This window comes from Pseudomonas sp. RtIB026 (genome assembly GCF_016861355.2).
Taxonomy (GTDB): domain Bacteria; phylum Pseudomonadota; class Gammaproteobacteria; order Pseudomonadales; family Pseudomonadaceae; genus Aquipseudomonas; species Aquipseudomonas peradeniyensis.
Genome location: NZ_AP023348.2, coordinates 4,890,256 through 4,902,308, shown reverse-complemented (window position 1 = coordinate 4,902,308; position 12,053 = coordinate 4,890,256). Strand labels below are relative to the sequence as shown.

The following is a 12,053-nucleotide window of genomic DNA, read 5'->3' as shown; positions in this document are numbered from 1 at the left end:
GCAGCGGAGGATGACTGTGGACAAGATGCTTTACGTGGCCATGACCGGCGCCAGCCAGAACGCGCTGGCGCAGAAGGCCCATGCCAACAACCTGGCGAACGTTTCCACCAACGGCTTCCAGCGTGATCTGGAGCAGGCCCGTTCGATGCCGGTGTTCGGCGACAGCTTTCCGGCGCGCGCGTTTGCCATGAGCGAACGGCCGGCCACCGATTTCAGTGCCGGTCCGCTGGTGGAAACCGGTCGCGAGCTGGACGTGGCGGTCAGCGGCAACGGCTTCATTGCCGTGCAGGCCCCCGATGGCAGCGAGGCCTACGTGCGCACTGGCGGCCTGAACATTGACGCCCTCGGTGTGTTGCGCGCCGGCAACGGCATGGCGGTAATCGGCAATGGCGGTCCGATCGCCATACCACCGGAGCAGAAGGTCGAGATCGGCGATGACGGCACCATCAGCATCCGCGCCATGGGCGAGGACCCGCGGGTGATGGCCGAGGTCGACCGAATCAAGCTGGTCAACCCTGACATCAAGGGCATGATCAAGGGCCAGGACGGGCTGATCCGTACCGCCAGCGGCCAGCCGGCCGACATGGACGTGAACGTGCGCGTGGTGTCGGGATTCCTCGAAGGCAGTAACGTCAATGCCGTGGAGGAAATGACATCGGTGCTGGCGCTGTCCCGACAGTTCGAGTTGCACGTCAAGATGATGAAAGCGGCCGAGGAAGGCGATCAAGCCATGGCTCGGGTTTTGCAGATCGGCTAATCACATTTGAACGGGTGCCGTAAAACAGGCGCACGAGGAGAACACTAAATGCTTCCGGCTCTTTGGGTCGCTAAAACCGGCCTTTCCGCCCAGGATACCAACCTGGCGGTCATCTCGAACAACCTGGCCAACGTCTCGACCACTGGCTTCAAGCGTGATCGCGCCGAGTTTCAGGACCTGCTGTACCAGATCAAGCGCCAGCCCGGTGCGCAGTCCACCCAGGACAGCGAGCTGCCTTCGGGCCTGCAGGTCGGTACCGGTGTACGTATCGTCGGCACCCAGAAGAACTTCCAGACCGGCAGCCTGCAGACGACCGAGAATCCGCTGGACATGGCGGTCAACGGTCGTGGCTTCTTCCAGGTGCTGCAGCCTGACGGCACCGTCTCCTATACCCGTGACGGTACCTTCCACCTGAACTCCGACGGCCAGGTCGTCACCGCCAACGGCTTCGCCCTGGAACCTGCGGTCGTCGTACCGCCGGATGCCCAGACCTTCACTGTCGGCCAGGACGGCACGGTGTCGATCACTACCCCTGGCAACCCGGCCGCGCAGGTCATCGGCAACATCCAGACCGCCGACTTCATCAACCCGGCGGGCTTGCAGGCCATCGGCGGCAACCTGTTCCTCGAGACCGCCGCCAGCGGTGCGCCGCAGATCGGCACGCCTGGCCTGAACGGTTTCGGCCCCACCCTGCAGAAAACCCTGGAGGCGTCCAACGTCAGCACCGTGGAAGAAATGGTCAACATGATCACCACCCAGCGCGCCTACGAGATGAACTCCAAGGTCATCTCCGCCGCCGACAAGATGCTGTCGTTCGTCACCCAGCAGCTGTAAGCCCTGGCGGTCCGATCAAGGCGGGCCGCTGATCATCCGCTCGCTGTTGCAGCGCCTGTTTCACCATGAGGTAAGTGTCATGAGCCGTCTGTTGTCCGTATTCGCCCTGGGGGGGGTGGTGTTGCTGGCTGGTTGCGTTGCGCCGACGCCCAAGCCAAACGACCCGTATTATGCGCCGGTCTTGCCGCGCACCCCGTTGCCGGCGGCGGCCAACAACGGCTCGATCTACCAGGCCGGTTTCGAGCAGGGTCTGTACACCGATCGCAAGGCGTTCCGGGTCGGTGACATCATCACCATCACCCTCAACGAGCGTACCTCGGCGAGCAAGAACGCCGGTTCCCAGATCCAGAAGAACAGCAAGGCCGATATCGGCCTGACCTCGCTGTTCGGCACCGTGCCCAACACCAACAACCCGCTGGGCAGCGGCGACCTCACGCTCGAAGCCGGTTACAGCGGCGACCGCTCCACCAAGGGCGACAGCAAGGCCACCCAGGGCAACACCCTGACCGGCTCCATCACGGTGACCGTGGCCGAGGTGCTGCCCAACGGCATCATCGCCGTGCGCGGCGAGAAGTGGATGACGCTGAACACCGGCGAGGAACTGGTGCGCATTGCCGGCCTGATCCGTGCCGACGACATCGCCACCGACAACACCGTGCCGTCCACCCGCGTGGCCGACGCGCGCATCACCTATTCGGGCACCGGCTCGTTCGCCGATGCCAGCCAGCCCGGTTGGCTGGACCGTTTCTTCATCAGCCCGCTCTGGCCTTTCTGAGTACGGATGACCATGTTCAACGCTAGGCGGTTGATTGCCGCGACCCTGCTTCTGTCCTGTGCGTTCGGTGCTCACGCCGAGCGCCTGAAGGATATCGCCAGCATTTCCGGCGTGCGCGCCAACCAGCTGATCGGCTACGGCCTGGTGGTGGGCCTCAACGGCACGGGTGACCAGACCACCCAGACACCGTTCACCCTGCAGACCTTCAACAACATGTTGTCGCAGTTTGGTATCAAGGTGCCGCCGGGGTCGGGCAACGTGCAGTTGAAGAACGTTGCCGCCGTGTCGGTGCATGCCGACTTGCCGGCATTCGCCAAGCCCGGCCAGGTGGTCGATATCACCGTGTCTTCCATCGGCAACTCCAAGAGCCTGCGTGGCGGCAGTCTGTTGATGACGCCGCTCAAGGGTATCGACGGCAACGTCTACGCCATCGCCCAGGGCAATCTGGTGGTGGGTGGCTTTGATGCCGAAGGTCGCGACGGCTCGAAGATCACCGTCAACGTTCCGTCGGCCGGTCGCATTCCCGGCGGGGCCTCGGTCGAGCGCGCGGTGCCGAGCGGATTCAACCAGGGCAATAGCCTGACGCTCAATCTCAATCGTCCGGACTTCACCACCGCCAAGCGCATCGTCGACAAGGTCAACGAGCTGCTCGGGCCGGGCGTGGCCCAGGCCGTCGATGGCGGTTCGGTGCGGGTCACCGCGCCGATGGACCCGAGCCAGCGCGTGGACTACCTGTCCATCCTCGAGAACCTCGAGATCGACCCGGGCCAGGCGGTGGCCAAGGTCATCATCAACTCGCGCACCGGGACCATCGTCATCGGCCAGAACGTCAAGGTGTCGCCGGCGGCGGTTACTCACGGCAGCCTGACCGTGACCATCACCGAAGATCCGATCGTCAGCCAGCCGGGGCCGTTCTCCAATGGTCAGACCGCGGTGGTGCCGCGTTCGCGGGTCAACGCCGAGCAGGAAGCCAAGCCGATGTTCAAGTTCGGCCCGGGCACCACGCTGGATGAGATCGTCCGTGCGGTGAACCAGGTCGGCGCGGCGCCGAGCGACCTGATGGCCATCCTCGAAGCGCTGAAGCAGGCCGGTGCGTTGCAAGCCGACCTGATCGTGATCTGAGGACGCCAGGGATGAATTCGAAGAGTCTTGTTTCCAGTCAGGCCGACAGCGGCGCCTACACCGACCTCAATCGCCTGGGCTCGCTCAAGCGCGGGGATCGCGACAGCGAGGGCAACATCCGCAAGGTGGCCCAGGAGTTCGAGTCGTTGTTCATCAGCGAGATGCTCAAGGCGTCGCGCAAGGCCAGTGATGTGATGGCTGACGAAGACAGCCCGATGAACAGCGACACGGTCAAGCAGTACCGCGACATGTACGACCAACAGATGGCCGTGAGCATGTCGCGCGAAGGGGGTGGTATCGGCCTGCAGGACGTGCTGGTGCGCCAGCTGTCGAAGAACAAGGCCGCGCGTCCGAACACCAGTCCGTTCCCACGGATCGAAGGGCAGGCGCCGGCGTTGTGGGCCTCGAAAGTGGCCGAGCCCGCGCACATGGTCGAGAGTGCCGCTACGCGTAACGATGTGGCTGCGCTCAATGCACGGCGCCTGGCGCTACCTGGCAAGCTCACCGATCGCTTGCTGTCCGGCATCGTGCCGTCCGCTGGCAATGCCGTCGCCAATGCCACGGCACTGCCTGGGCGTGGCGATATCCCGCCCGGTGGCGTGGCGGTCGGCGACTGGGAGCCGGCCCGTAGCTTCGCGGCGCCAGGTGGCAACCTGCAGATTCTCGGTCGGGCCGTGGCCCAGCCGCCGCTGGCACCGAAAAAGGCCTTCGCCGACAGCGACGCCTTCGTCGCCACCATGCTGCCGATGGCCGAGCAGGCCGCCAAGCGCATCGGTATCGATCCGCGCTATCTGGTGGCCCAGGCCGCGCTGGAAACCGGCTGGGGCAAGTCGGTCATGCGCAACCCCGATGGCAGCAGCAGTCACAACCTGTTCGGCATCAAGGCCACCGGCAGCTGGCAGGGCGGCGAGGCGCGGGCGATCACCAGCGAGTTCCGCAACGGCCAGTTCGTCAAGGAGACCGCGGCGTTCCGTTCCTACGACAGCTACCAGGACAGCTTCCACGACCTGGTGAGCCTGTTGCAGAACAATTCGCGCTATCAAGATGCAGTGCGGGCGGCCGATAAACCAGAACAGTTTGTGCGGGAGTTGCAGAAGGCCGGTTACGCCACCGACCCCAACTACGCCAGCAAGATCTCGCAGATCGCAAAACAGATGAAGTCGCAGCAGAGCTACGCAATGCTCGGTACCACCACGAAACTTTAAGGGCAGGAAACCATGGCGAGTTTGATCAATATCGGTATGTCTGGCCTGGGCGCCGCCCAGTCCGGGATGTACACCCTGGGTAACAACATCGCCAACGCCGATGTGGAAAGTTACTCTCGCCAGCAGATCGTCCAGAAGACCAAGGGTGGCCAGCAGGTCGGCCAGGTGTTCATCGGTACCGGCACCACGCTGTCCGATGTGCGCCGGGTGTACAACGCCTTCCTCGAGAACCAGCTGCGTTCCACCACGTCGCTGTCCAGCGACGCGAACGCCTACCTCAACCAGATCGGCCCGCTGAACAATGCCCTGTCCAGCGCCGATACCGGTATCACCGCGGCGCTCAAGAGCTTCTTCAGCGCAATGCAGGACGCCTCGGCCAAGCCCACCGAGGATGCCTCGCGGCAATTGCTGCTGACCAGCGCCCAATCGCTTGCCAAGCGTTTCAACAGCCTGTCGGCGCAGTTCAACCAGCAGAACAGCAACATCAACACCAACATGGCGGCGACGGCCGACCAGATCAACAAGCTGACCGCGACGATCTCCGAGTACAACCAGCAGATTGTCAAGATGACCGCCATCACCGGCAAGCCCAACGACCTGCTCGACCAGCGCGACGGCGCGGTGCGCGAGTTGAACAAGCTGATCGGCGTGGACGTGGTCGAGCGTGACGGCAACTACGACATCTACCTGAAGAACGGCCAGTCGCTGGTGCTGGGCAACACCACCCAGACCCTGGGCGTGGAGCCTGCGGCGACCGACCCGTCGCGGATGAACCTGGTGCTCAATCGCGGCTCGACCAAGATGGACATCACCGACAGCACCACCGGCGGCGAGCTGGGCGGTCTGCTGCGCTACCGCAAGGACACCCTGGACCCTGCGCTCAACGAGCTGGGCCGTGTGGCCCTGGTGGTGGCCGATGCGATCAACAGCCAGCTGGCCCAGGGCATCGACAAGAACGGCGAGTTCGGCGCGACCCTGTTCGGCGACATCAACAGCGCCGCCGCCATGGCCGGGCGCAGCGTGGCCAAGCTGGGTAACAGCCCCGGTTCCGGCAACCTCGATGTGAACATCAAGGACACCGGCAAGCTGACCACCAATGACTACCAGGTAACGTTCACCAGCGCCAACGAGTTCACCGTACGCCGCCTGCCCGACAACACCGAGATGGGCAAGTTCGACATCACCGCCAATCCACCACCGGTGATCGACGGCTTCAGCCTCAATTTGCGCGGTGGCACGCCGATCGCCGGCGACAGCTTCAAGATCACCCCCACCCGCAATGCCGCGGCCAGCATCGAGACGGTGCTCACCGATCCCAAGCGCCTGGCGATGGCCAGCCCGCTGACCGCTACCAGCGGCTCGGGCAACAAGGGCACCGGGCAGATCGGCCAGCCCACGCTGACCTCCGAGCTGGACATCTACGATGCCGCCCAGCGCGCCGACCTGCAGACGGGGCTCAAGTACTCGACGCCGGTCAAGCTGGTGTTCGGTGACGAGAAGACCTCGCCCCAGACCTACACCATGTTCGATGCCAAGGGCAGCCCCATCGGCAGCGGCACGATCATCCCCGGCCAGGAGAACAAGCTGCAGCTGTCCGTGCCGATGGTCGATGGCAGCGGCAACCCGATCAACGACGCCAGCGGCACGCAGAAGAAGTTCACCTTCGAGATGACCGTCGCTGGCGCCCCGAAGGGCGGTGACAACTACACCGTCTCGCTGACCGGTGCCGGCTCGGCCGACAACCGCAACGCCCAGTCGGTGATCAACCTGCAGACCAAACCCACCGTCGATACCGGTGCCGACGGCAAGGGCATCAGCTTCACCGATGCCTACGCCAAGCTGGTGTCCAACGTCGGTGGCAAGACCAACCAGGCCGAGATGGACAGCAACGCCACCCAGGCGCTGCAATCCTCCGCCCTGACCAGCCGCAACTCGAGCTCCGGCGTGTCCGTGGACGAAGAGGTCGGCAACCTGGTCAAGTTCCAGCAGTACTACACCGCGTCGTCGCAAATCATCAAGGCGGCCCAGGAAACCTTCGCCACTTTGATCAACAGCCTTTAAGGAGCCGTAGACCGTGCGCATCTCCACCCCGCAGTTCTACAACAGCAGCAGCGCCAACTACGAGCGCACCTTCGGCAACGTCAACAAGACGACGCAGGAAGCCAGCGACTTCATTCGCGTGCGCACCGCCGCCGACGATCCGGTCGGCGCCGCGCGCCTGTTGCAGCTCGAGCAGCAGCAGAACATGCTCGACCAGTACAAGGGCAATATCACCAACGTGCGCAACGCGCTGGGCAGCAGTGAAAGCACGCTCAACGCCATCGGTTCGATCCTGCAGCGCGTCAACGAACTGGCTGTCAGCTCCGGCAACGCCAGTTTCACCGACGCCGATCGCAAGGCCAACGCCTCCGAACTGGCCTCGCTGGAAGACCAGCTGTTCTCGTTGATGAACAGCAAGGACGAGAACGGCAAGTACCTGTTCTCCGGCTCCAAGGGCGATACTCAGCCTTACGTGCGCAACTCCGACGGCACCTACAGCTACCAGGGCGACCAGAGCAACCTGATGCTGCAGGTCGGCGACATGCTCAGCCTGGCCGCCAACGAGACCGGCTACAGCGCCTTCGAGCAGGCGCTCAACACCAGCCGCAGCGAGACCCGCCTGACCGCGCCGGCCACCGATGACGGCCGGGTCAGCCTGTCTAACGGCCAGGTGTCCGGCAACACCACCTACAACGACCGTTTCCGCAGTGGCGAGCCCTACAGCGTCCAGTTCACCAGCAGCACCGAGTACAAGATCCTCGATGCCGGCGGCAACGATGTGACCCTGGAAGCCAGCCAGGGCGGCAAGTTCGATCCCAAGGGCACGAACATGGCCATCAGCTTCCGCGGTGTCGACCTGCGCCTGAAGATCAGCTTCCAGCCGGGTGACGAAGCCAACCCGGATGCCGCCATCGCCGGTCACAGCTTCAATCTGAGCTCCAAGGCCGATTCGATCGCTGGCACCCGCAGCCCGGGCAACACCTCGTCGGCGCAGATCACTGATGCGACCATCAGCGACCCGACTGCCTACAAGGCTGCGTTCCCGGGGGGCGGCGCGGTGCTGAAGTTCACCAGCGCCACCGATTTCGAGCTGTATGCCTCGCCGATGACCGCCGACAGCCGTCCGATCTCCAGCGGCACGCTCAGTGGCACCACGGCCACCGCGGCCGGTGTGACCTTCGACCTGGCAGGCGCTCCGAATGCCGGCGACTCGTTCGCGGTCAAGGCGGACACCCATCAGAACCAGAACATCCTCAACACCATCAGCCAACTGCGGACCGCGTTGAGCACTCCGCAGGACAACGACCCGGTGGCGCGGCAGAACTTCCTCGCCGCGCAGGACGCGGCGCTGGGCAATATCGCCAGCGGCATGAACCAGGTGTCGTCGTCGATCTCTGCCATCGGTGGTCGTGGCCAGGCCCTGGATGTACAGGCTGAAACCAACGAGGCGCTTGCTGGCGAGAACACCAAGACACAAAGTTCGATCCGCGAGAGCGATCCGGCCGAAGTGATGCTGCGCCTGGAAATGCAGAAGAACATGCTGCAGGCCTCGATGCAGTCCTTCGCCAAGATCGCCGGCCTGTCGCTGGTCAACTACATCTGATCCACGAAGCCGTCTCGTCCGTCCTTCGGGAGGGTGAGGCGGCTCCTCGAAGGTGCCATGGGCCTGACCAGACGCCCGGCAGGGCATCCAGCCCTGTCAGCGAACCTTTGCCTTGAGTGAGTACCCGTGAGCGCACAACCCCTCGTCAGCATTGCCATTCCCGCGTTCAATCCTGAGTTTTTCCGCAGCACGTTGGCCAGCGCGATTGCCCAGGATTATCCGAATCTGGAAATCGTCGTGTGTGACGACAGCCCCGGGAGCGAGATCGAGGCGATCTGCGATGAACTGCGGGTCACTTCGCCAGCTCCCTTGCGCTATGTACGCAACCCGGTGCGCCTTGGATTCGCCCGCAACCTGCTGGCTTGCCTGACGCACGCCTCGGGCGAGCTGATCAAGTTCCTCTGTGACGATGACACGCTGTTTGCCGGCTGTATCAGCCAGCAGGCCGGTGTGCTCAGCGAGTCGCAGCAGATCAGCATGGTCATCTGCCAGCGCCTGTTGTGCGCCGCCGATGATGTACTGTTGCCTTCACGCGCGCTGAACTTCGTTATTTCCGTGCACAGTGCAGTGCTGCATGGCACCGACCTGCTGGAAAGCGTCGCCGATGATGCACCCAACCTGTTCGGTGGCTTGAGCCACGCCTTGCTGCGCCGTGCCCAGGTCGAAGCGTATCTGCCCACCCTGGTGCAGGATGGGCAGGGTTTTTCCGCTCGCCTGGACCTGGCGCTCTACGCTTGCGTGCTGCGCCGGGGACAGCTGGCCAGCCTGGAGCAGGTACTGAGCATGGAGCGGGTGCATCCGGGGCGTCTTAGCCATCAAGGCACCATGGTCGAGGCGTACAAGAGCGACACCCAGTGGCTGCTGCAGATGCTCGCCGAACGTAATGCCGAGCCGGCGCCCGCCCACGGCTGGGTACGCTACATGCCGTTGGCGGACTACCTGGAAAACCCCCAGCAGAAGTGGGATGAACTCGATCTGCGGCGCTTCTTCGGGGCGCAGATGGCCAACTTCAACCAGCAGATCGGCACCCACAGCCTGAGTTTTGCCGAGCTGTACGCTGAATGGCTCGAACATCGCCGGCTATCCTCCGGGCAGGAGCGGCTCTTGCCCAAGCGTGTGGAGCAATGGCCAAGCCAGCCTGGTATCGCGGTGGTGGTGTTCTGTGAGGCAGGCGATGAAAAGGTGCTGCGTGCGACGTTGGACAGTCTCTGGCAGCAATCCTACCCGGCCCAACAAGTCCTGGTAGTGACGCCTGAAGGGTTCGAGCGGCCGGTGCAAGACCGTGTTCGTTACCTGGTGCGCGGCGATGCCGAGTTTATCTCGCTCAACCATTGGCTGGCTGATGGTCCACCACTTGACTGGTTGTTCCTGCTGCGTGCTGGCGACTGCCTGCATACCCATGCACTGGTGATCATGGCCGAGCGCATGGCGCTGCGTGGTGACAGCCTGTGCCTGTACATCGATGAGGGTGCCAACGACAGCCTCGCCGCGTCGGCACCGATCTTCAAGCCGGACTTCAACCTCGACCTGATGCGCAGCCTGCCCTACGTCGGGCGCCTGTTGGCATTCAACAATGCGGCGGTGCGTGAGCTTGGGGGCTTTGACGTCGGCTTCGAAAGCCTGGCGCCTCACGACCTGCTGTGGCGAATGATCGAGGCTCACGGCCTGCAGGTGGTCGAGCATATCCCAGAGGTGTTGGTGCAGTGCCGACACGGCTATGCCGAATGGCTGGCCGACACTGCAGGCCACGTCCAGGCGCCGCGGGTGCTGGAGGCACACCTGCGGCGCCTGGGTGTGGAGGCGCAGGTGCAGGGTATTGCTGGCAGCCTGATGACCCGGGTCACCTACCTGCACCCCCAGGTCGCGAGCGTGTCGATCATCATTCCTGCCATTGGCGACCTGGCGGTGCTGGTGCGGTGCGTCGAGTCTGTGCTGGCCAGTACCGCGCATCCCGATTTCGAGGTGGTGCTGGTCGCCAGCGTCGGGACGCCGGATGATGTGCGTGCCTGGCTCGACGGCTTGCGGGATCTGGGTAGTGAGCAACTGCGGGTACTCGAGAGTGCCGCCCAGGGTCGAGCGCAGAGTTTCAACGAGGGCAGTGTATACGCTCGGGGCGACTACCTGTTGCTGCTGGATGCCGGCTGCGTGCTGTTCGAACCGCAGTGGTTGTCCGAGCTCCTGCAGCTTGGCCAGCGTCCCGAAGTCGGGATGGTCGGGCCCAAGTTGTTCGACAACAGTGGGGCCGTGGTCTCGGCGGGCCTGGTCCTGGGGATGCAGGCCACGGCGGCCAGTCCATTCCTGGGCTGCCCGGTGAACGAAGACGGCTACATGAACCGGCTGAGCCTGGTACAGAACTGGAGCGCACTGAGCCTGGACTGCCTGTTGGTGCGGCGTGAACTGTTCGCCGAGCTTGGGGGGCTGGACACGGCCGTGCTGCAGGCATCGCTGCACGACGCCGACCTGTGCCTGCGGGCGCGGGCCGCAGGTTATCTGTCAGTGTGGACACCGTTCGCGCGGGTGGCCAAGCTGGGCGCCCAGGCGGTCGAGGAAGACTCGCCGCGAAGCTGGCAGGACGACCGTGATGCCTTGTATGCGCGTTGGCTGGCCTGGGTGGCGAATGACCCGGCCTACAACCGCAACCTCAGCCTCAAGTTGCCGAACTTCAACTTCGACCCCGGGTTGCGGGGCGGGTGGGATCCGTTTATCGCGCGGGCCATGCCATCTGTCCTGGCGCTGCCCAGCAGCACCTCGGCGGTCGGACACTATCGAGTGGTCCAGCCGTTCAATGAGCTGGAGCGGTCGGGCTGGATCCAGGGGCGTATCGACTACAGCGCGCCGGGGCTGATCGACCTCGAGCGGGAAAAGCCCGATGTGGTGATCCTGCAGTGCCGCTACCTGCCCGCGAATGTCCGGGATATCGAACAGTACAAGCGCTTTTCCAGTGCGCGGCGGATCTACGAGCTGGACGACTACATCATCGATCCGCCGAAGAAGAACGACCATGCGCGCAACATGCCGAGCAACATGCGTGAGCTGGTCAGCAAGGCGATTTCCCTGTGCGACCGGGTGGTGGTCTCCACCGAGCCACTGGCCGACGCGCTATCCAGCATGCATCAGGACATCCGGGTCGTCCCCAACATGCTCGCCGCATCGCTATGGAGCGGGCTGAGCAGCCAGCGCCAGACCAGCGTGCGTCCGCGTGTGGGTTGGGCAGGGGGTACCAGTCACCGCGGTGATCTGGAATTGATGCTGGATGTGATCAAGACCTTGGCCAGCGAAGTCGACTGGGTGTTCTTCGGCATGTGTCCAGAGGCGCTGCTGCCCTACGTCAAGGAGTTTCACCCGGGGATCTCGTTCGCGGACTATCCGCGCAAACTGGCCAGTCTCAACCTGGACCTGGCGGTGGCGCCGTTGGAGCAGAACCTGTTCAACGACTGCAAGAGCAACCTGCGCCTGTTGGAATATGGCGCGTGCGGCTTCCCGGTCATCTGCACCGACACCAAGGCATACGCAGGCTACCTTCCCTGCACGAGGGTTCGCGAGAACACCACCGAGCAGTGGCTGGATGCAATCCGCATGCACCTTGCCGACCCGATGGCCAGCTACCGCCAGGGCGATGCATTGCGCGAGGCGGTCCTGCGAGACTACGTACTGAACGAACACCATCTGCAGCACTGGGCCAACGCCTGGCTGGCTGACTGAATCCTGGCGCCTGGC

8 protein-coding genes are annotated in these 12,053 nt (G+C 63.9%); all 8 read left to right on the top strand.

Going from position 1 to position 12,053, the window contains the following annotated elements; all coding sequences use genetic code 11:
* The first annotated feature begins 16 nt into the window (after positions 1-16).
* Positions 17-757: a flagellar basal body rod protein FlgF gene (locus tag PRtIB026_RS21895; RefSeq protein WP_203651601.1), complete on the top strand. Its 741-nt coding sequence runs from the start codon at positions 17-19 to the stop codon at positions 755-757.
* A 48-nt stretch (positions 758-805) separates the two neighbouring features.
* A complete protein-coding gene (gene flgG, locus PRtIB026_RS21890; RefSeq protein WP_050706704.1) occupies positions 806-1,591 on the top strand; it encodes a flagellar basal-body rod protein FlgG in 786 nt (261 codons plus the stop codon).
* A 79-nt stretch (positions 1,592-1,670) separates the two neighbouring features.
* Entirely contained in the window at positions 1,671-2,366 is a 696-nt protein-coding gene (gene flgH / locus PRtIB026_RS21885; RefSeq protein WP_050706703.1) for a flagellar basal body L-ring protein FlgH, read from the top strand.
* 12 nt (positions 2,367-2,378) lie between these two features.
* A complete protein-coding gene (locus tag PRtIB026_RS21880; protein ID WP_408005613.1) occupies positions 2,379-3,488 on the top strand; it encodes a flagellar basal body P-ring protein FlgI in 1,110 nt (369 codons plus the stop codon).
* 11 nt (positions 3,489-3,499) lie between these two features.
* Positions 3,500-4,693: a flagellar assembly peptidoglycan hydrolase FlgJ gene (flgJ, locus tag PRtIB026_RS21875; RefSeq protein WP_203651608.1), complete on the top strand. Its 1,194-nt coding sequence runs from the start codon at positions 3,500-3,502 to the stop codon at positions 4,691-4,693.
* A gap of 12 nt (positions 4,694-4,705) precedes the next feature.
* Positions 4,706-6,754, top strand: a complete 2,049-nt coding sequence (flgK, locus tag PRtIB026_RS21870) for a flagellar hook-associated protein FlgK (RefSeq protein ID WP_203651610.1) — start codon at positions 4,706-4,708, stop codon at positions 6,752-6,754.
* A gap of 13 nt (positions 6,755-6,767) precedes the next feature.
* Positions 6,768-8,336, top strand: coding sequence for a flagellar hook-associated protein 3 (locus PRtIB026_RS21865; RefSeq protein WP_203651617.1), 1,569 nt, complete (start codon positions 6,768-6,770; stop codon positions 8,334-8,336).
* A gap of 126 nt (positions 8,337-8,462) precedes the next feature.
* Positions 8,463-12,038 (top strand): glycosyltransferase, encoded by a 3,576-nt coding sequence (locus tag PRtIB026_RS21860; protein ID WP_203651618.1) that lies wholly within the window; start codon positions 8,463-8,465, stop codon positions 12,036-12,038.
* Positions 12,039-12,053: the final 15 nt, after the last annotated feature.

Bases quoted from the DNA above. Each gene is read 5' to 3' on its own strand.
- flgG (WP_050706704.1), top strand. From the start codon at position 806: ATGCTTCCGGCTCTTTGGGTCGCTAAAACCGGCCTTTCCGCCCAGGAT.
- flgH (WP_050706703.1), top strand. From the start codon at position 1,671: ATGAGCCGTCTGTTGTCCGTATTCGCCCTGGGGGGGGTGGTGTTGCTG.
- PRtIB026_RS21880 (WP_408005613.1), top strand. From the start codon at position 2,379: ATGTTCAACGCTAGGCGGTTGATTGCCGCGACCCTGCTTCTGTCCTGT.
- flgJ (WP_203651608.1), top strand. From the start codon at position 3,500: ATGAATTCGAAGAGTCTTGTTTCCAGTCAGGCCGACAGCGGCGCCTAC.
- flgK (WP_203651610.1), top strand. From the start codon at position 4,706: ATGGCGAGTTTGATCAATATCGGTATGTCTGGCCTGGGCGCCGCCCAG.